Here is a 19448-nt window from a genome sequence, read left to right on the forward strand (position 1 = left end):
GATCCCTGCTGATGCCGGATCAGATATTCCACCCCGTTCGCACCGAGCGGGCCGCCCCGAATTTTCGCACGATCGCGCTGATCGTGGCGAGCGCCATGCTGATGGAAAACGTTGACGCCACGGTGCTGGCGACGGCGTTGCCGACCATGGCTCGCGATTTCGGCGTCGATGCGCCGTCGATGAGTATCGCGCTCACGTCCTACCTGCTGAGCCTCGCGATCTTCATCCCCGCAAGCGGCCGCATGGCGGATCGCTTCGGCTCGCGCACCGTGTTCCGTTCGGCGATCGCCGTCTTCGTCGCCGGGTCGATCGCCTGTGCGCTGGCGCCGAACCTCTTCCTGCTGGTCGTCGCCCGGCTGATCCAGGGCGTCGGCGGCGCCATGATGATGCCGGTCGGCCGTCTGGTGCTGATGCGCAGCGTCGCCCGAAAGGACATGGTCAATGCCATGTCCTGGCTGCTGATCCCGGCGCTGATCGGCCCGATCATCGGCCCGCCGCTCGGCGGCTTCATCGTCACCTATCTCGACTGGCGCTGGATCTTCTATATCAACGTGCCGATCGGCATCGTCGGTTTCATCCTCGTGTCGATCTTCATCGACGAGGTGAAGGGCAAGGCGATCGGTCCCTTCGATACCGTCGGCTTCATCTTTTCCGGCATTTCGCTGGGATCGCTGCTGTTCGGCTTCGAAATGTCGAGCCGAGAGGGCGAGGCCTCGGCCGCCGTCTTCCTGATCGCCATCGGCCTGCTGTTCGGCATCTGTTATCTGCGCCATGCCCGCAAGCATCCGGCGCCGATCATGGATTTCTCGCTGATGAAGGTGCCGACCTTCGGCACCTCGGTCATCGCCGGTTCGCTGACGCGCATCACCCAGGGCGCCCAGCCCTTCCTGCTGCCGCTGCTCTTCCAGGTCGGCTTCGGCATGTCGGCGGCAACCGCCGGCCAGATCGTCATCGCCACCGCCATCGGCTCGATGGCGATGAAGCCGCTCTCCGGCCCGGTGTTCCGGCGTCTCGGCTTCCGCAACAGCCTGATCATCAACGGCCTGCTCGGCACGCTCGGCTACGGCCTCTGTGCCGCCTTCAGCCCGGAATGGCCGGTCAGCGTGATGTTCGCCGTACTGACGCTGAGCGCCTTCTTCCTGTCGTTCCAGTTCATGGCCTACAACACCATCGCCTACGACGAGATCAGCCACGAGCGCATGAGCTCGGCCACCAGCTTCTACACCACCTTCCAGCAGCTGATGCTGTCGCTCGGCATCTGCATCGGCGCCCTGGCGCTGCACGGCTCGATGACGATTTCAGGCAGCGAGCAGCCGAAGCTCCACGACTTCTCCACCGCCTTCATCGTCGTGACGATCATTTCGCTCGCCGCCACCATCTGGAACCTGCGCTTCGCCCCGAACGCCGGCTCGGAAATCAGCGGCCACCGGCGCAAGGATGCCGCTGCGGCAGCAGCCGAGCACTGACACCCCGGGCGCACCGCGCCCGGAACTACTCGCTATTCGCTCACTCACACGTCGATCGTCGCCCATGCGGCCCTATGCCGATGTCGCGCAGCAGATGGCTGTCGACGGCTTCGAAGGGCATCATGCCAGCGTCGGCGCATTGGCGGGCCTTGCTTTTGGTCTTCGGCCAGATCGGATGATGCGTCATCATCCGTATCAGCCGTCTCGGGGTCAGTTTCTTTTTCAGGCTGGTCATCGCTTTCTCCCTCAAGCGCTCATTGCCTGCGGCAGGCAGGCTTCGCAGATTGCTGCGACATGGCGGTGGTCGGTGCCGCAGCAGCCGCCGAGCACCCGTAAATGCGGCAGGGCGGCGATCAGCTGCCGGTAGCGGCGGCCGAGGTCTGCGGGGTCGCCCGCATCCAGCACCTCGCTCTCGTCGAGCTCGGCATGGCTCATCATCGAGGCATTGGCGCGGATGCCGGCGATCCGCTTCACCCAGGCGCCGCCTTGCGCCAGCACGGTGTCGAAATGCGCCGGGTGGGCACAGTTGATCATGTAATAGGCCGGCGCGCCGCCGGTTGCCGCATCGGTCGTCTCGATCGCTTCTTCGATGCTGCGGCCGGTCACCAGCCGCCCGTCGGTTTCGACGGTAAACGAGATCGCGCAGGGCATGCCGTGAGCGCGGGCGGCCCGCGCAATGCCGATTGCCTCGTCGATATTGGTGAGCGTGAAGGCGCTGACCATGTCGGCCTCGGTCCCCGCAAAGGTGGCGATCTGCTCGCCGTGATAGTCCTCGGCCTCCGCGGCATTCATTGCGCCCGCCTTGTAGCCGTCGCCGCGCGGGCCGATGGCGCCGCCGAGCACAATCGGCATGCCGCGCCGCTCATAGCTTTGCCGCAAACCCGAAATCAGCTCGATCGCCGCCTCGTTCGCCGCCTTCAGCTTGTCGGGCGAATAGCCGAGACGCGCGCCCCAATCGGCATTGGCCCGCCATGTGGCGCTGTCGAGCACGAAGCCGGTGCCGTGGCGTTTGGCGATCTCGAGATAGCGCCGGTAATAGTCTCTCAGCCTGCGCCGCCCCTCTTCGGAGGCAAGCAGCGTGAAGGCTGCAAAGTGCGGCAGCTCGACGTCCTCATGGAAGATCAGCACCGTCTCCATCCCGCCATCGGAGATGAAGGTACCGCTGCCGAGCTGCGGCAGTTTCTGTCTGTATTGTGCCATTTCAAAAGCCCGCCCCTATAGAGGCCGGTGTCACCTCTACTTGGTGCCGGCAATAGAGTTCTCGCGCTTAATTGCATGGAAAACTAGGCGACTTGCGGTATACTTCGGATTGGTCGCCGACATTGCCTATTGAAATCATGATCTTGCTCGCGTTTTCCGATTGCCGGGTTGCGGTCAGTAAAACGTTTCGGCAACTGAAAACTGTACCGGCGGTACAGGAGGGCGCATGAAAAAGGGCATCGAAACGAGGACGCGCATCCTCGATGTCGCCGAAGCTGCCGTGCTCCAGAAGGGTTTCGGCGGCACGTCGATCGAGGAGCTGATCGCCGAAACAGGCATCACCAAGAGCGGTTTCTTCTACCATTTCCGGGACAAGAACGAGCTCGCCAAGGCGCTGCTCAACCGCTACATCGAAAATGACGAGCGCATCTATGACGAGATCTTCAGCCGCGCCCGAGACCTGACGGACGATCCGCTGCAGGCCTTCCTGCTCGGCCTCAAGCTGCTCTCCGAACTGCTGGCCGATCTGCCGAACGGTCATCCCGGCTGCCTCGTCGCCACCGTCTGCTATTACGAGCGCATCTTCGACCGCGAGATCCAGGAGACCAACCGCAATGCCGTGCTCGCCTGGCGCCGCCGCTTCGGGCGGATGTTCGAGGAGATCATGGCGGTCTACCGGCCGCGCGAACCGCTGGAAGTCGATCAGCTCGCCGATATGGTTTCCACCGTTCTCGAAGGCGGCATCGTGCTGTCGCGGGCGCTGAAGCAGCCGAACAGCCTTTCCCAGCAGATCCTCGTGCTGCGCTCGCTGATCAAGCTGCTGTTCCAGCCGCAGGCAGGCGCGGTCACGGCCTTCCGGCAATAAAAGCAATTGCTAAGCAATGCATTGACAGGGCGCGGACCGGCAGCCATGGATGCCTCCCGTCCTGGAGCCCCCTATGCTGATTTCCGAAGCGCTTGCCCTTGGTTCCGCCATCTGCATGGCCCTGAGCTCGATGTTCATCAACGAGCTGAACGGCCGGGTGCCGCTGATGCGCCTTGCCCGCTGGCAGATCACCGCCGCCTTCCTGATGACGGCGCTTGCAGCGACGGCGCTCGGCGGCTGGGCAACGCTCGGCACCTGGCAGTTCTCGGCGCTCGCCGGTTCCGGCCTGTTCGGCATCGTGCTCGCCAGCACCACCTATTTCGCGGCGATCTATGCCGCCGGTCCGCGGGTCACGGCGCTGCTCTTCTCGCTGGCATCGCCCTTCGCGCTCGCCATGGGCTATGTCGTCTTCGGGGAGACCATCAGCGCCATGCAGGGCGCCGGCGTCGCCCTCATTCTCTGCGGCATCGTCATCGCCATCGGCGTGCGCCGGCGCCGCCCGGCGCCGATGATCCCGCTTGCCGATGGCGAGCCGATCGAGGCGCCCGCGCCGCAGGAAAGCCCGTCGCTGAAAGGCATCGCGCTCGGCGTCGTCACCGCCTTCGGCCAGGCCGTCGGCAGCCTTCTCGCCCGCCCGGCAATGGCCGCTGGCGTCGAGCCCTTCGCCGCCATGGCCGTCCGCTCCGGCCTTGCCGTCATCTTCTTTTGGGCGCTGCTTTTGCTGCCCGCCATCCGCCGCCAGACCGGCGAGGTCGAAAGGCGGGATTTCCCGCTCGCCGTCATCTCCGCCTTCTTCGGCACGGCGCTCGGCATGTCGCTGCTGATGGGCGCGCTGAAAACCGGCAGCGTCGGCATTGTCTCGACGCTCTCCTCCATGACCCCGATCGTCATCCTGCCAATGGTGTGGCTGAGAAGCGGAAAGATGCCGCAGCCCTATGCCTGGGCCGGTGCTGCCATGGCAATCGCCGGAACGGCGCTCGTCAGCCTCGGCTGACCGGCCCCTCACGAATCCGGTATCAGCGGATCCTGCACCAGAAAGAATTCCGGCACCGGCGTCACGTCGGTGACGAAGAAGCCGAAGCTCGCCTTGGTCTTCGGGTCGGCATGGCCTTGGTCGAAGCGCAGCCGGTCGAAGCTCTCGAACTGATTCTGGAAATGCGCAAACCGGTCGGAGGAGATGAAATCCGGATTGGGATTGGTCTGCCCGAAGGACAGGCCGTCGTAGAAGTCGCTGGGCTTGCCGCGGATTTCCTCCAGCTCGAATTCGAAACCGATCCAGGCGAGCTTGCTCTCGTTCACCGTCACCATGCGCAGGTGCATGGAGTTCTGCCGCAGCGTGTCGAGCGTGGTCGGGTTGGCGGCGCGGATGATCAGCGTCACCGGGTCGGAAGAGGTCATTGCCTCGGTGATCTCGATCGGATCGTCCCGCGTGCCGCTGCCTGAAATGGCCAGGATATGGAAGCCGCCGAGCTCGTCGGAAAAGGAGAAGTCGCCGGCATACCATCGGCCGTCGTCGGCCGGACCGGCGCTGACGAGCGCCAGTGAAAGCAGCGCAGTCAGGATCCGCCAGTGACGCCCCATCGCTCTCTCCTGAGGCGATTATCGCATTGCCGCGGCAAATCTCAAAATCGGCCTGCGGCAGAACCGTTCGCCGCCAGCAGCGGCTTGGCGGCGCGGCGCGAGACGGCTAGCAAGGGCGGGGGGATGGGGAGCCGCCGATGAGCCTGGAGATCGCAATTCTGCTGTTTGCCGCAGGCATTGCCGGCGGTGTGATCAACGCGCTGGCGGGCGGCGCAACGCTGCTCACCTTTCCCGCCATGCTGGCCGCCGGCCTGCCGCCGGTGACCGCCAACGCCTCCAATGCCGTCGCCATCGTGCCCGGACATCTGCTCGCCGTGCTCGCCGATCACCGCAAGCTGCAGCCGCTCGATCTCAAACTCGGCCTCTCGGTTCTGATCTGCCTGATCGGCGGCATTCTCGGCGCCCTTCTGCTGCTGGCCCTGCCGGAGCGGCTGTTCGTGCTGCCGGTACCGGCGCTGATCGGTGCCGCGACGCTGCTATTGCTGTTCTCGCCGCAGATCGCCGCCTGGGCGGAGCGCCGCCGCGGCGGCAGCGAGCCGTCGCAGCTTGCCGGTTCCTCGGTGCTGGCGCTGGCCTCTATCTATGGCGGCTTCTTCGGCGCCGGTCTCGGCGTCATCCTGACCGCGGTTCTGGCGATCGGCGATCCCAACGACATCCGCCGCGTCAAGGCGCTGAAGAACCTCTTGGCAACCGCCGTCAGCATCGCCGCCGTGACGATCTTCATCCTCGAGGGCGCCGTCAGCTGGCCGCAGACGCTGGTCATGCTCTCGGGCGCTCTGTTCGGCGGCTATCTCGGCGGCTACCTCGTCCGCATCCTTCCCGCCACCATCGTCCGCTGGTTCGTCATCGTCACCGGCGCGGTGATGGCGGTGGTCTATGCGGTCAAGTATTGGCTCTGAAGGCGGTCGCCCTCAGCCCTTCGTGCCGTGGAAGACGAGATCGACATAGTCGAGCAGGAAGATCGTCGTGCGCCCCGCCTGCAGCGGTCCCATGTCGACCGGGCTGACGACGCGCCTGACGATCGGCACCATGATGCCATCGAAGGAGCGGTAGTCGTAGCAATAATGATTGGCCGGTCCGCCGCCGAGAACGTCGACCGAATAGTCGAGCCGCCGCAGCAGGTGGTCGGGGCCGAAATAGAGCGTCTGCGTCGCGGTATGAACCGGGATGTCGCCGGGATAGCTGACCTCGAGCTTGCGCCAGGTCTCGCCCGCTTCGGCATGCGTGCCGAGATCGCGAAAGCGCATGCCGGGTTCGGCAAAGGTGAAGGGCACCGTCAGGTAGTTCCGAAGCGCATAGCCGATGAAATAGGTGAGGTGCAGCGCATGCCAGGGCTCCTCGCGCGGCACCTGCTTCAGCGCCTCGCGCGGCGCATCGAGCGCTGCCGTCACCGTACCGTCCGGCCGCTCGCTCCAGACCCGGTCCGGCGTATAGACGCAGAGCTCGTCGGGCGCGCCGATCCCCTGGATGACGACGCGCTGGCTGCGCAGGTCGATGGCGCAATGCGGCCGCAGGTGCCGCGGAAAGCCCTTCATTTCCAGAACGATGCCGGAAAAGTTGAGATCGAGCTCGGCCGAGCTCAGCCGGTTCCAGCGCTCCAGTCCGCCATGGGCGTCGATGATGGCCTGTAGAAATTCCTGCATGACAGTCCTCGTGATTATTGATTGCGATCGCAATCATTTGACTTTGATTGCAAATGCAATTAAAAATCCGGCCTGTCAATAGGCGGGGGAATGCAGATGGTCAGGGTGTCCAGGGAACAGGCAGCGGCAAACCGCGAAACGCTGGTGGATGCCGCCGGCCGGCTGTTCCGCGTCAGGGGTGTCGATGGCGTCGGCGTTGCCGAAGTCGCCAAGGAGGCGGGGCTCACCCACGGCGCGCTCTACGCGCATTTCCCGTCCAAGGAGATGCTGGCCGCCGAAGCGCTGAAATCCGGCATGCAGAAGAGCCTGAGCGATGTGAAGGCATCGGCAGGCGACGCAGAGCCGACGCTTGGCGGCTATCTCGATTTCCTGCTGTCGCGGCACATGCGCGACGCGATGGAGGAGGGCTGCCCGATGACCGCTTCCGGCAGCGAGATCGCCCGCGGCAGCGCCGAGGTCAGCCGCTCCTTCGCCGAAGGGTTCGAAAACATGGTGGCGGCGCTTGCCGCCGCCGCGCCGCCGCAGATGGCCGACGGCGAGCGCCGCACGCTGGCGATCACCGCGATCGCCGCCGAACTCGGCGCCATCGTCATCTCCCGCGGCATCCTGAAATCCGACCCCGCGCTTGCCGATGGCGTGCTCGACACCGTCCGCGCCAGGCTAGGCGATGTTCTCGGCGCCTGAGCCGCATTGACACCGGCCGCAATCTTTATTAGGCCATGCTTATGCCGGTTCGCTGGCCGTAAGCGTTTGACGTCAAGCAACGCACTTATCGATCCTTTGCCGGTCGGAGTGCGTTTTTTTGTGCCCGCCGCCAAGGAATAGCCAGGAGGATATCATGGCTTTCCGCATGACCCGCGATCCCGAGCAGCGCCGTCTGCTGCTTTTGGCCGCCATTCTGTTCATCTCCTATCTCTGCGTCGCAGTCGCCCTGCCTGTCGTTCCCGTTCATGTCACGGCGACGCTTAGCCTTGGCAATGGCTGGGCCGGTTTCGGCGTCGGCGTCGCCTTTCTCGCCACCATACTCAGCCGCGGTTATGCCGGGGCGCTCGCCGATAAAGAGGGCGGCAAACGCGCCGTCCAGCGCGGCCTCGGGCTCTATGTGATCGGCGCGCTGGTCTCGCTTGTCTCCGGGCTGGCGCTCGGCTCGCCCGTCCTCTCCTTCGCGGTGCTGGTCGCCGGGCGCTTGCTGATCGGCCTCGGCGAAAGCATGGTCGCCGTCGGCGTCATCTCCTGGGGCATCGGCATCGTCGGGCCGCAGAATTCCGGCCGGGTGCTGGCGCTGGTGGGGGCGGCGATCTACGGCGCGCTCGCCGTCGGCGGGCCGGTCGGCCTGCTGCTGCTCGACCGCTTCGGCTTCACCGGCACCATGGCGGCAAGCGCCATCCTGCCGCTGCTCGGGCTTCTGGCGATCCGCCCGATCCCGGCCGTCGCCGTGCATGCGGTGGCAAGCCGTCCGCCGCTCTGGAGCGTCATCGGCCGCATCTGGCCGCATGGCCTCGTCGTCTGCCTGCAGGGCATCGGCTTTGCGGCGATCGGCTCGTTCTTCACGCTCTATTTCCGCGATCAGCACTGGGCCTATGCCGGTCTCGGGCTGACGGCCTTTGGCACCGGCTTCGTGCTGGTGCGCATCCTCTTCGGCCACCTGCCGGACCGCTTCGGCGGGCTGACGGTCGCCGTCGTTTCGATGGCGGTGGAAGCGGTCGGCCAGATACTGATCTGGAGTGCCGGCAGTCCCGACCTCGCGCTTCTCGGCGCCTTCATGACCGGCCTCGGCTGCTCGATGATCTTCCCGGCCATGGGCCGCGAGGTCGTCCACCTCGTCGCCCCGCATCTGCGCGGCACCGCACTCGGCGGCTTCTCGGCCTTCCAGGATCTCGCCTATGGGCTGACCGGCCCGCTCGCCGGGCTCCTGGCCGACCGCGCCGGCTACAGCGCCGTCTTCCTCACCGGCAGCCTCACCGCAGCCTTCGGCTTCATCATCGCCGTCCTCCTGCGCAGCAGGCAGGCGGCGACTGCTGCGTCCTGAGAGAAACGGCCGCCCGCGTTCTCGCGTGGGCGGCTCCCGTTCGCCATCATGGCGGGCAATTTACGCGGCACGTTTACCGTAACGTACTTCCTTTTACGCCAAGGCGTCGCTCAACCTCCCGGCCATCTCGAAGGGGGTCCCGCGATGCGACGTTTGCCGTTTCTCCTTGCCGCCGCTGCCATCAGCCTTGTGCCAGCGCATGTCTGGGCTCTCACCGCGCAGGAGCTCCGTGACCGCTCGGTCGAGCGCCGCGCCGTCGAGGCGGTCATCTGGGGCATGCCCGCCGTCAATGCCGATCTGATGCTGCAGGAAATGCTGTCGAAAACGAAGGCCAAGGTAAACGAAGTCGTCTACTGGTCGCGGCCGGTGAACTGGCAGAACCAAACCCTGACGCCCAATCCGGATTCGATCTACCTCATGTCGTTCTGGAACGTGAAGGACGGGCCGCTGGTCATCGACGTCCCGTCGGCCGAGGGCGGATCCTTCGCGGGTAATATCGTCAATGCCTGGCAGATGCCGCTGGAAGACGCCGGCCCCGAAGGCGCCGACAAGGGAAAGGGCGGCAAATACGTGATCCTGCCGCCCGGCTATACCGGCGTGACGCCACCCGGTTACATCGTCCTGAAATCAGATACGTTCAGCGGCTTTGCCCTGCTGCGCTCCAATCTGAAGAGCCACGCCGATGCCGATATCGAAAAGTCGGTGACCTATGGCAAGCGCCTGAAGATCTATCCGCTGAAACAGGCGGCCAATCCGCCACCCACCCGATTTACCGATGCCTTCGGCACCCTGTTCGATGCGACGATCCGCTATGATGCGAGCTTCTTCGTCAATCTTGACCGGATCGTCCAGACCGAGCCGTGGCTCGACCGTGACCGCGCGATGATCGATCAGTTGAAGACGATCGGCATCGAGAAGGGCAAGCCCTACACGCCGGAACCATCGGAGAAGAAGATCCTCGATACAGCGGCCGAAGAGGCCCACGCGCTCCTTTCCGCCCGCTATGACGAGGGCTTCCCAGCGCTGAACGAGGGAATTCGCTGGTTCCCTGCCGCCATGGCCGAAATGGTCAAGGCCGCTCAGGGCGGCTACGCCGATCCCAACAGCTATCCCGTCGATGTCCGGGGCGTCACCTATACGCTCGGCTTCACCGGCATCAAACGCATCGGCACGGCGCAATTCTACCTCATGGCCAACAAGGACAAGGACGGAAACGCCTTCGACGGCGGCAAGACCTACCGGCTCGTCGTGCCGGCAGATGCGCCCGTCAAGCAATACTGGTCGGTCACCGCCTATGACCGCGAAACCCACGCCCTGATCCGCAACATGGACAAGGCAAGCGTCGCCTCGATCACCCCCGGAGTGCAGAAAGCCGCCGATGGCTCCGTCGAAGTCTTCTTCGGCGCAAAGGCTCCGGCAGGCAAGGAAGCGAACTGGGTGCCCGTCGATCCGCAGCGGAAGTTCGAGCTGCTGTTTCGCCTCTACGGCCCGGAAAAGCCGCTCTTCGACAAGAGCTGGAAACTCCCCGATGTCGAGAAGATGCCATAGCCGCAAAGCCTTCCCATCAGCTCAAGAACGGAGATCAACGTGATGCGCAGCATTTGCAGGCCTCTCTTGCTAACCGGTGCCATCCTCTGGCTCGGCGCCATCCAGACGCCCGCCATCGCGGCCGAGGCTTCACCCTACAAGTTTTCGAAGGGCTATCCGGCCGCCGAGGCCAGTACAAAAGCCCGTGACGATGCCGACCTGCAGCGCGCCATCACCGCCTACCGCTTCTGGTATCCGACGGTGTCAGTGGAAGGCATCTTCAACGGCAACCGGCAGGCCGGGCTGAAGGACAACGAGGCGGTCGGAGCCGCAGCCGCAGGCCCGAGACAGGTAGGCTTCACCCTCAATTCCGACACCCCCTATGGCTCGGCGACTCTCGACGTCGCCAAGGAGCCGATGGTGATCGAACTGCCGCCCGGCGGCTATATCGGCCTCGCCAACGATCACAATCAGAGCTGGATCCTCGATATGGGCATCCCGGGCCCGGATGGCGGCAAGGGCGGCAAGCACCTTATCGCCGGCCCTGATTACAAGGGCGCGATCGCGGACGGCTATTTCGCCGGTCACTCCGCCACCAACAAGGTGTTGATGGCCGTCCGCGCCCTGCCTGTCGGCGGCGATCAGCAGAAGGCGCTGGACGCCCTGCATGCCATCAAGATCTACCCGCTCTCCACTGCCGCCGATCCGAAGCCGATGAAGATCGTCGATACCACCAATACGGATATGGACAGCACCTCGCTCGCCTGGGAGGACAATATCAAGTTCTGGGAAGTGCTCGATCGCGTCATCCAGGAGGAGCCGCAGGTTACCAAGTTCGAGCCGATGTACGGCCTGCTCGCCACGGTCGGCATCGAGAAGGGCAAGACCTTCAAGCCCGACGCGCGCATGAAGGCAATATTGGAACGGGCGGCACGCCAGGGGCGCGACCAATTGCTGGTTTCGGCCTTCGACAGCAACCGTCCCGATCGCTTCGCCTGGCCGGATCGCAAATGGGAATGGGTAGGGCTCGTGCCCGATACCGCACAGTTCGAGACCACCGCCGGCATCGATCTCGAAGCGCGAGACCGCTGGTTCGCGCAGGGATCGTGACCTCGCCCGCCATGTTCCGCCGCAGCGCCGGCGCCGGTTCGCTCTATTGGCTCGGCGTGCGCGACCGCAAGGGCGCCTATCTCGATGGCGGCAAGACCTACAAGCTCTCCATTCCCCAGCCTATTCCGGCCAAGCTCTTCTGGTCGGTGACCGCCTATGATGCGCAGACCCGCTCGGAGGTGCAGACGGACCAGAACAAGGCCGCGCTCCGCTCGCTCTTCGAACTGAAGGACGTCAAGCCATCGGGCAACGTCGATCTCTATTTCGGCCCCAAGGCGCCGAAAAACAGCGAGGGCCGCTGGATCAAGACCGTGCCCGGCCGCGGCTGGTTCGCCTATATCCGCATCTACGGCCCCGATGGCCCGGCCTTCGAGGGCAGCTGGAAACCGGCGGATTTCGAACAGGTGAAATAGCAGGGCTGCGGGGTCAGCCCGGCCCCGCGTCCTCCAGCGCCGCCGCCATCTCCACAAGCTTGCGCACCGTGTTGATATTGCGCGACGTTCCGGCCTTCAGCGCCGAGAGCTTCAGCTTCGATTTGCCGGAGCCTATGGGATAGTGGACATAGATCTCCCGGCCGGAAACCACTGCCTCCTCGCCATCCGGTGCGCTCATCTTGTCGAGCGCATCTTTCGGTGCCGCTTCCGGCAGGAAATGCACCAGCACGAAACTCGGCTTCGCATCGGGGAAGGGGGCGTTTTCGGCGATCTCCTCCATCTCCCTGCGGCTGCGGATCATCACGCCCGGTTTCTTGCCGAGCTTCTCCCCCAGCGCCGCGTCGAGCTTCTCGCCTGCTGCCTTTTCGCCGTCAGCGGAGCGGAAGACGACGTTGCCGCTCTGGATATAGGTCTCGGCGTCCTCGAACCCGAGCGCATCGCAGATCACCTTCAGTTCCGCCATCGGCAAGGCGCCGGTGCCGCCGACATTGATGGCGCGGATGAGGGCGATGTAAACGGGCATGGGTGGTGTCCTCCATCTTGAACGCTGCGGCCAGCCGGCCCCCCTCTGCCCTGCCGGGCTACCGGCGTCGAGCCACGTGTCTCGACGCGCTCTTCGAGCCCCCCACAGGTGGGGAGATTGGGTGGGCTTAGCCGCTCGCCCGACCAGCAACAGTGGAGCACGCCGTGACGTTAATTAAAGCGCGGGGAGCCAACCACAAGCCGATCTCCCCCCTTGTGGGGGAGATGCCCGGCAGGGCAGAGGGGGGTAACCCCCACGCCCACCAACGCCCTACATCTTCCCCGCAACCTTGATCGCAAACGCATATTCGAACGCAATCTCCTCCAGCCGCTGGAAGCGTCCGGATGCACCGCCATGCCCGGCATCCATATTGGTCTTCAGCAGGATCGGCGCGTCGCCCGTCGTCTTCTCACGCAGCTTGGCCACCCATTTCGCCGGTTCCCAATAGGTCACCCGCGGGTCGGTCAGGCCGCCGAGCGCGAGCAGCGGCGGATAGGCCTTGGCGCCGATATTGTCGTAGGGCGAGTAGGCGGCGATCTGTTCGTATTCTTCCCGGCTCTCGATCGGGTTGCCCCATTCGGGCCATTCCGGCGGGGTCAGCGGCAGGGTGTCGTCGAGCATGGTGTTCAGCACATCGACGAAGGGAACGGCGGCGATGACGCCGGCGAATTTCTCCGGGGCCATGTTGGCGATCGCCCCCATCAGCATGCCGCCCGCCGATCCGCCCTCGGCGATGATACCAGCGTAGGAGGTGAACGTCTGCTGATTCAAATAGTCAGCCGCGGCGATGAAGTCCTTGAACGTATTGGTCTTGAATTCCATCTTGCCGTTTTCATACCAGGCAAAACCCTTGTCCTTGCCGCCGCGGATATGGGCGATGGCATAGACGAAGCCGCGGTCGGCGAGCGACAGGCAGTTGGTGTTGAACCCGGCCGGGATCGTAATGCCGTAGGCGCCGTAGCCATAGAGCAGGCACGGCGCCGAGCCGTCGAGCGCGGTGTCCTTGCGGTAGAGCAGGGTGACCGGCACGGTCTCGCCGTCCCAGGCGGGCGCGAAGACACGGCGGGTGACGTAATCGTCCGGGTTATGGCCCGACGGCACTTCCTGCGTCTTCAGGAGCGTCCGCTCGCGCGTCACCATGTTGTAGTCGTAAAGCTGCGAGGGCGTCGTCATCGACGAATAGGAGAAGCGGATGACGTCGGTGTCGTATTCGGCAGCACCCGAGAGACCCAGCGAATAGGCCTCCTCGGCAAAGGCGATCGCATGTTCCTCGCCCGTCTTGCGGTCGCGGATCATGATCTGCGGCAGGCCGTCCTTGCGCTCCAGCCACAGGAGATGGCGGGCAAAGGCCATGTGGTTGATGATCAGCGTGCCCGGCTTGTGCGGCACGATCTCGCGCCAGTTTGCCTTATCAGGTGCATTGACCGGCGCTTCCACGATCTTGAAATCCTTGGCATCGCCGTCATTGGTCAGGATGTAGAAGACGTCGCCGCCCTCGGTCAGCGTATATTCGATGCCTTCCTCGCGCTCGGCGACAATCTTCGGTTCGGCCGTCAGATCCTTGGTCGAGAGCAGCCGGTATTCCGAGGTCTCGTGGTCGTGGATGTCGATATAGATGAAGTCGTCGAGCAGCGAGCCGCCGACGCCCATGAAGAAGCCCGGATCTTTCTCCTCGTAGACCAGCCGGTCCTCGCTCTGCGGCGTGCCGAGAATGTGGTGGAACACCTTCGAGGGGCGGTGGTTCTCGTCGAGCGCCGAGTAGAAGAAGCTCTTGCCATCGGGCGCCCAGACGCCGCCGCCGCCGGTATTCTCGATCACATCTGCGAGATCTTCGCCGGTTGCGAGATCGCGAACCTTCAGCGTGAAGAATTCCGAGCCCTTGTCGTCATAGCCCCAGATGCCGCGGCTGTGATCGGTGGAGTGGTCGAGGCCGCCGAGGCGGAAATAGCTCTTTCCGGCGGCTTCCTTGTCGCCGTCGAGCAGCACGGCGCGGATCGTCTCGTCCTTGGTGTCGCCGTCGCGCGGGATGCGGAAATAGTGCGGCTGTTCGCCGCCGGTGACGAAGAACGTGCCATAGGCGAAACCGCCATCCTTCATCGGCACCGAGCTGTCGTCTTCCTTGATGCGCCCGCGCATCTCGGAAAACAGCACCTTCTGCAGCGGCTTGGTGTCTTCCATCGCCGCGTTCATATAGGTGTTTTCGGCTTCCAGATGCTTGCGGATCTCGGGGTCGAGGATCTCGGGATCCTTGAACATCGCCTGCCAGTTGTCGGCGCGCAGCCAGGCATAATCATCCGTCCTGGTAATGCCGTGGCGCGTGTCTGTCACGGGCTTCTTCGGGGCGGCGGGCGGGTTCGGCAGGTTCTTGAAAACGGACAAATGAAAAGCTCCGGATCGGTATTGCGGTGGGGAAGAGATAGAGGTGCTGCGGGATGCAATCAAGCGCCGCGCAAGCATCGGTGGATAAGCTCCTGCTAAATCGAAGTCTTCCTCACGTTGCCTTGATGTCACCACATTGTTTAAGAAAGTCCGCTACCATCGCGCGGGACCTGCGCTTGGCCAGACGGAGATGACGGGGGCGTCTGGCGGAGACTCGTTCCGGATTGAGCAGATAGAGGGATTATTCCTAAATGCCGAAATGCCTGGTCCTGTCCGTATCGCTTCTCAGCCTTGCCTCGTCCGCCTTCGCCGTCGATCCCGCCATCAAGAAGCAGCTTGAAAAGCTCGATCCCGCGACCCGCCTCGAACAGAGCTGCGATACCGAAGCGATGAGCCGCATCAACAGCGACAAGACCGGCTTCAAGCCGGACAAGGTGATCGCCTATACCTTCAAGGACCCGGTCCCGAGCGACGACCGCCTCGTCGCCCCCGGCGCGGTCTTCCGCAGCAAGGGCGACTGGTACCATCTCTCCTACACCTGCATCACCGGCCCGCAGCACATCAATGTCCGCGAGCTCGAATACCAGATCGGCGAAAAAGTGCCGAAGGATACCTGGACGAAGTATTACCTCTACGATTGAGGCAATCGGCCCATCGGCCTGATTTTACGGATCACGCAAGCTTCGGCGGCACCTTGCCCTGATCGACGATCGCCATGTCGGCGATCTCCCTGAGCGTCGTCGCCGCGTAGCGCGCCAGCAGCTCTTTCTCGGCCGCCGCATGCGCCATCTGCAGCACGGAATTCGAGGCGCGCTCGACAGGGCAGGAGGGGTGATCGCGCGAAAGCGGCGCCGGCAGGATCGCTCCCTCGTTCAGCGCCCGCTGCACATCCAGCACCGTCACCTCATCCAGCGTCCGCACGAGCTTCCAGCCGCCGCCGCGCCCGCCTTCCGATTCCACGATCCCATGTTCGCGCAGCGCCCCCAGCGTCCGGCGCACGACGACGGGATTGGTGTTCAGCATCTGGCTGATCCGTTCCGACGTCTCCCTGCCGCCGAGCAGGCCCATATGCACCAGCACATGCAGCATCCGGGAAAGCCGGCCATCGGTCTTCATCGCGAACCTTTCCGCAACAATTATTGTTACGCTATCTTGACGGCCTCGCCTATCTGTAACAGATATTGTTACGGATAAAAGGAGCACTCATGCTGCGCCGCCAGTTTCTACTCGCCGCACCGGCCTTGGTTATCTCAGTTTCCGGCGCCAAGGCAACAAATCAGGAGCCCATCATGAATGAGACAGTCATCGAGACGAGAACGATCAGGACGGGCATCCTGGAGGCGGGCTCCGGGCCGCTCGTGCTGCTCTGCCACGGCTTTCCGGAAAGCAAGCATGCCTGGCGCCATCAGGTCGCCGCCCTTGCCAGGGCTGGCTATCGCACCGTGGCGCCGGATTTGCGCGGCTACGGCAAGACGGCGGCGCCAGAGCGCATCGATCAATACACCGTCTTCCACGCCGTCGGCGATCTCATCGCGCTGATGGATGCGCTCGGCGAGGAGAAGGCGGTGATCGCCGGTCACGACTGGGGCGCGACGATCGCCTGGCAGGCTGCCCTCCTGCGGCCCGACAGGTTCAAGGCCGTCATTGCGCTGAGCGTGCCGATGATGGGCCTGCCGCCAGTGCTGCCCTCGAAGATCTTTCCGCAGAATGACGAGGCGCTGTTCTACACGCTCTATTTCCAGGAGCCGGGTCTCGCCGAAGCCGAATTCGAGCGCGACCCCGCGCTGACGCTGCGCAGGATCCTCCATGCGGCGAGTGGCGAGGCGGGTCCGAGAAAGCCCGGCGATACCACGCCCAATCCGTTCTCGATGGTCAGCCGCAGCACAGGCCTGCTCGCCGCGCTGCCCGATCCGGCGGAACTTCCCGCCTGGCTACCCCCCGCCGATTTCGAGAGACTGGTCGCGGATTTCAAGGCGTCGGGCTTCACCGGCGGCCTCAACTATTACCGTAATCTCGACCGCAACTGGGAACTCCAGCAGGCCAATGCCGGCCAGCGCGTCGCGATCCCCGCGCTGTTCATGACCGGCGAACGAGACCCCGGCCTCGCCATCCCCGGCATGCCCGAAATCATCGCCGCCATGCCCGCGCTGGTGCCGCAGCTCCGCGGCTCTCACATCCTCCCCGGCGCCGGTCACTGGCTGCAGCAGGAACGCCCCGCCGAGGTGTCGGAGCGGATGATCGCTTTCCTCAAGCAGCTGGATGCCTGAAGGCTTCAGGGAGAGGCGGGCGGCAGCAGGAACAGCGTCAGCCCGAAGACCGAATAGACGGCGAGCGCCAGCACGCCCACATACCAGGCGCCGCGTCCGCCATTCGAAAGCAGGCTCGCCGCCATCGTCGAGATGAAGATCATGGCGACGGCGCCCGGCCAGAATTCCAGCGACATCGGCTCGGGACCGATGAAGTAGCTGAGGATGACGAGGACGGGGGCGACGAAGAGGGCGATCTGCGAGGCGCTGCCGAGCGCGATGCCGACGCTGAGATCGAGCCGGTTGGCGCGCGCCGCGGAAAAGGCCGCCGCCATCTCGGCGGCAGCGCCGACCAGGGCCACGACGATGAAGCCGACAAAGGCCGGGCTCATGCCCATGCTCTCGGCCGCCGCCTGCACCGAGCCGACGAAGACCTCGCTGATCAGCGCCACGAACAGCGTCACGACGACAAGCACCGTGATGCTGGTCGAAAGCCGCCAGCCGCCATGCTCCTCCGCCGCCTCGCCGACACTGGCGAAGAGCTCGCGATGGGTCTTCAGCGAAAACAGCATGCCCATCGCATAGACGGCAATCAGGATGATCGCCAGGCCGAGGCTGAGCTGATGCAGCGTCTCCGGCTTCTGCCCGTTATTGCCGATCAGCGACGGCACGAGCACGGCGACGGTCGCCAGAAACAACAGGCAGGCCTGGAACCGGGCGCTGACGCGATTGAACTCCTGCACATGATGCTTCAATCCCCCGAGCAGGAACGAGCCGCCGAGCATGAACAGCGTATTGGTGACGATCGCGCCTGCAATCGACGCCTTGACCAGCAGATATTCGCCCGCCTGCAGCGCGGCGAGCGCGATCACCAGTTCGGTGAGATTGCCGAGCGTCGCGTTCAGCAGTCCGCCGACGGCGTCACCCGTGCGCGCCGAAACCGCTTCCGTCGCCCGGCTCAGAAGTGCGGCCAGCGGCACGATCGCCAGTACCGAGAGTATGAAGAGCAGCGTATGCGCCTCGGGTGCAGCCATCTCCGTCAGGATCACCACCGGCACGAAGACGAGGAGGGCGAGCAGCGGCATGGCGCGAAGCTCGGCGATCGCGGCAGCCAGGATGCCCGAGGGCCGCGAATGTCCACCCGTCTGCTGAACGTTCTGCACAGCCGCCTCCGCCATATTTCGAAACGTCCCACGCTACGGCGCAGGCAGCCTTCATGCATTGACCGCGATCAAGCCTCGCGATGCCGGTGGCGGATTTTCAGTCTTTGCAGGGCGGGGTGATTGATCCTCTTCAATGCAGCCTCGGGCAGAGCTGTTATCGTGAAGCGAAGGCCGCTCCATGCGGGCCGCATCCATCCCGGGAGGCACAGTGTTCGCCAAGCTTCTCCTCGCGACGGCGCTGATTGCCGCCACGGTCGCCATCCAGGCAATCTTCATGGCTGCCGGCCTCAGGGTCTTCCGGCGCATCGACCCGCATTATCTGACCCGCCACGCCACTTTGGCGACCGTCGTCTGGGTCAGCTACCTGCTGGTGCCGATCATCCTCGACATCTGCCTCTGGGCGCTGGTCTATTATCTCATCGGCGCGCTGCCGAGCTTCGAGGATGCCGTCTATTTCTCCACCACCACCTTCACCACCGTCGGCTACGGCGACATCGTCCTCGGCCAGGACTGGCGCCAGGTCTCGGTCTTCGAAGCGGTCAACGGCTGGATCATCTTCGGCTGGGCCACAGCCCTGATCATGGCCATCATCCAGAGGCTCTATTTCCAGGAGGATGGAGAAAAGGGCAGGGGGTGACTGCCCCTTTCCTCCTGTCCGGGAAGAACGGGTTCCTACCTATCCACCAGCACCGAGCATTTCGCGTGCCGCACCACGCGGTCCGCGGTGGCGCCGATGAAATAGTTGGAGAAATCGGGGATATGCGAGGCGACGATGATCAGGTCGGCCCCGTGGGTTTCGGCGGCCACCAGAATGCCGTTGGCGGGCGGGCCGCGGCCGATCTCGATGCTGGCGGGGATGCCGGTCTTCAGCCGCAGGGTTTCCAGCCGCGCCCGGCCGTCCTTCATGGCGTTCTCGACGAGTTCGGCCGGAAGGTCGATCGCCACATAGGTCGGCACGTCCTCGACGACGTTCAGCAGGATGATCTCGCCGCCTTCGTCGAGCAGCGTCGCCGCCTTGCGCAGCGATTTCTCGCCGCGGTCGATACTGCCGATTTCGATGGGAACGAGGATTTTCTTGTACATGATCTGCTCCGGTATGAACTGCATCCACTCTACCGGAGGATAGATAAGGCGCTTTGATACGGATCAAGCGGCGGCGCCCACTGCGTCAACAGATGTTGAACGATTTATCCGCAAAAACCCGTCTTCTGCGAACAATCGGAATGCGCCATATAGGATGCAAGTACAGCGGCCGAGGGGACCATGAGATCATGAACCGGCG

General features: G+C 64.2%; 21 protein-coding genes. 12 read left to right on the forward strand and 9 right to left on the reverse strand.

The features are described 5' to 3' along the window. The first annotated feature begins 11 nt into the window (after nucleotides 1-11). Nucleotides 12-1466: an MDR family MFS transporter gene (locus ACEN84_RS13860; RefSeq protein WP_413711181.1), complete on the forward strand. Its 1455-nt coding sequence runs from the start codon at nucleotides 12-14 to the stop codon at nucleotides 1464-1466. 40 nt (nucleotides 1467-1506) lie between these two features. Here ACEN84_RS13860 and ACEN84_RS13865 read toward each other — a convergent pair whose 3' ends face one another. Both ACEN84_RS13865 and ACEN84_RS13870 read right to left on the reverse strand, forming a co-directional pair. Then, nucleotides 1507-1701 (reverse strand): hypothetical protein, encoded by a 195-nt coding sequence (locus ACEN84_RS13865; RefSeq protein WP_413711182.1) that lies wholly within the window; start codon nucleotides 1699-1701, stop codon nucleotides 1507-1509. Nucleotides 1702-1712: 11 nt separating this feature from the next. Beyond that, nucleotides 1713-2666, reverse strand: coding sequence for a homocysteine S-methyltransferase family protein (locus ACEN84_RS13870; RefSeq protein ID WP_413711183.1), 954 nt, complete (start codon nucleotides 2664-2666; stop codon nucleotides 1713-1715). Nucleotides 2667-2892: 226 nt separating this feature from the next. Between ACEN84_RS13870 and ACEN84_RS13875 the strand changes: the two genes are divergently transcribed. Together ACEN84_RS13875 and ACEN84_RS13880 are read left to right on the forward strand one after the other, a co-directional pair. After that, nucleotides 2893-3531: a TetR/AcrR family transcriptional regulator gene (locus tag ACEN84_RS13875; protein WP_413711184.1), complete on the forward strand. Its 639-nt coding sequence runs from the start codon at nucleotides 2893-2895 to the stop codon at nucleotides 3529-3531. 73 nt (nucleotides 3532-3604) lie between these two features. Then, nucleotides 3605-4525 carry an EamA family transporter gene (locus ACEN84_RS13880; RefSeq protein ID WP_413711185.1) on the forward strand — a complete coding sequence of 307 codons (921 nt, stop codon included), beginning with the start codon at nucleotides 3605-3607 and terminating at the stop codon, nucleotides 4523-4525. A gap of 8 nt (nucleotides 4526-4533) precedes the next feature. On the opposite strand, the gene ACEN84_RS13885 is transcribed toward ACEN84_RS13880, so the two are convergent. Further along, nucleotides 4534-5112, reverse strand: a complete 579-nt coding sequence (locus ACEN84_RS13885; RefSeq protein WP_413711186.1) for a hypothetical protein — start codon at nucleotides 5110-5112, stop codon at nucleotides 4534-4536. 137 nt (nucleotides 5113-5249) lie between these two features. Between ACEN84_RS13885 and ACEN84_RS13890 the strand changes: the two genes are divergently transcribed. Next, entirely contained in the window at nucleotides 5250-6011 is a 762-nt protein-coding gene (locus ACEN84_RS13890) for a sulfite exporter TauE/SafE family protein (protein WP_413711187.1), read from the forward strand. Nucleotides 6012-6023: 12 nt separating this feature from the next. Here ACEN84_RS13890 and ACEN84_RS13895 read toward each other — a convergent pair whose 3' ends face one another. Then, the gene (locus ACEN84_RS13895; RefSeq protein ID WP_130278778.1) at nucleotides 6024-6755 is read right to left on the reverse strand and encodes a hypothetical protein; all 732 of its coding nucleotides are present in this window, start codon (nucleotides 6753-6755) and stop codon (nucleotides 6024-6026) included. Nucleotides 6756-6851: 96 nt separating this feature from the next. Between ACEN84_RS13895 and ACEN84_RS13900 the strand changes: the two genes are divergently transcribed. The 5 genes from ACEN84_RS13900 (at nucleotide 6852) to ACEN84_RS13920 (ending at nucleotide 11834) form a co-directional block, all read left to right on the forward strand. Beyond that, on the forward strand, nucleotides 6852-7439 hold the full coding sequence (locus ACEN84_RS13900; RefSeq protein ID WP_413711188.1) for a TetR/AcrR family transcriptional regulator: 588 nt from the start codon (nucleotides 6852-6854) through the stop codon (nucleotides 7437-7439). A 154-nt stretch (nucleotides 7440-7593) separates the two neighbouring features. Next, a complete protein-coding gene (locus ACEN84_RS13905; RefSeq protein ID WP_413711189.1) occupies nucleotides 7594-8784 on the forward strand; it encodes an arabinose transporter in 1191 nt (396 codons plus the stop codon). A gap of 144 nt (nucleotides 8785-8928) precedes the next feature. Then, the gene (locus tag ACEN84_RS13910) at nucleotides 8929-10332 is read left to right on the forward strand and encodes a DUF1254 domain-containing protein (protein ID WP_413711190.1); all 1404 of its coding nucleotides are present in this window, start codon (nucleotides 8929-8931) and stop codon (nucleotides 10330-10332) included. A gap of 42 nt (nucleotides 10333-10374) precedes the next feature. Beyond that, the gene (locus ACEN84_RS13915; protein WP_413711191.1) at nucleotides 10375-11421 is read left to right on the forward strand and encodes a DUF1254 domain-containing protein; all 1047 of its coding nucleotides are present in this window, start codon (nucleotides 10375-10377) and stop codon (nucleotides 11419-11421) included. Then, complete coding sequence (locus ACEN84_RS13920) at nucleotides 11418-11834, forward strand: DUF1214 domain-containing protein (protein WP_413711192.1); 417 nt, start codon at nucleotides 11418-11420, stop codon at nucleotides 11832-11834. Before ACEN84_RS13915 ends, ACEN84_RS13920 begins: the two co-directional genes overlap by 4 nt. Nucleotides 11835-11847: 13 nt before the next feature. Here ACEN84_RS13920 and ACEN84_RS13925 read toward each other — a convergent pair whose 3' ends face one another. Continuing rightward, nucleotides 11848-12378, reverse strand: a complete 531-nt coding sequence (locus ACEN84_RS13925) for a DUF1697 domain-containing protein (RefSeq protein ID WP_413711193.1) — start codon at nucleotides 12376-12378, stop codon at nucleotides 11848-11850. Nucleotides 12379-12648: 270 nt separating this feature from the next. Beyond that, nucleotides 12649-14757, reverse strand: a complete 2109-nt coding sequence (locus tag ACEN84_RS13930; RefSeq protein ID WP_413711194.1) for a S9 family peptidase — start codon at nucleotides 14755-14757, stop codon at nucleotides 12649-12651. Nucleotides 14758-15008: 251 nt separating this feature from the next. Here ACEN84_RS13930 and ACEN84_RS13935 point away from each other — a divergent pair, with 251 nt between their 5' ends. Continuing rightward, nucleotides 15009-15398: a DUF930 domain-containing protein gene (locus tag ACEN84_RS13935; RefSeq protein WP_112719198.1), complete on the forward strand. Its 390-nt coding sequence runs from the start codon at nucleotides 15009-15011 to the stop codon at nucleotides 15396-15398. A 31-nt stretch (nucleotides 15399-15429) separates the two neighbouring features. Here ACEN84_RS13935 and ACEN84_RS13940 read toward each other — a convergent pair whose 3' ends face one another. After that, entirely contained in the window at nucleotides 15430-15873 is a 444-nt protein-coding gene (locus tag ACEN84_RS13940) for an RrF2 family transcriptional regulator (RefSeq protein ID WP_203429353.1), read from the reverse strand. A gap of 173 nt (nucleotides 15874-16046) precedes the next feature. On the opposite strand from ACEN84_RS13940, the gene ACEN84_RS13945 reads away from it, so the two are divergent. Beyond that, nucleotides 16047-17024, forward strand: coding sequence for an alpha/beta fold hydrolase (locus tag ACEN84_RS13945; protein ID WP_413711195.1), 978 nt, complete (start codon nucleotides 16047-16049; stop codon nucleotides 17022-17024). Nucleotides 17025-17029: 5 nt separating this feature from the next. On the opposite strand, the gene cax is transcribed toward ACEN84_RS13945, so the two are convergent. Beyond that, nucleotides 17030-18181 carry a calcium/proton exchanger gene (cax, locus tag ACEN84_RS13950; RefSeq protein ID WP_203429351.1) on the reverse strand — a complete coding sequence of 384 codons (1152 nt, stop codon included), beginning with the start codon at nucleotides 18179-18181 and terminating at the stop codon, nucleotides 17030-17032. Between the two features lie 163 nt (nucleotides 18182-18344). On the opposite strand from cax, the gene ACEN84_RS13955 reads away from it, so the two are divergent. Continuing rightward, a complete protein-coding gene (locus ACEN84_RS13955; RefSeq protein ID WP_130278770.1) occupies nucleotides 18345-18803 on the forward strand; it encodes a potassium channel family protein in 459 nt (152 codons plus the stop codon). A gap of 35 nt (nucleotides 18804-18838) precedes the next feature. Here ACEN84_RS13955 and ACEN84_RS13960 read toward each other — a convergent pair whose 3' ends face one another. Next, nucleotides 18839-19249, reverse strand: a complete 411-nt coding sequence (locus tag ACEN84_RS13960; protein WP_112719193.1) for a universal stress protein — start codon at nucleotides 19247-19249, stop codon at nucleotides 18839-18841. Between the last annotated feature and the right edge of the window lie 199 nt (nucleotides 19250-19448).

This window comes from Rhizobium sp. Rhizsp82 (assembly GCF_047325115.1).
Taxonomy (GTDB): Bacteria; Pseudomonadota; Alphaproteobacteria; order Rhizobiales; family Rhizobiaceae; genus Rhizobium.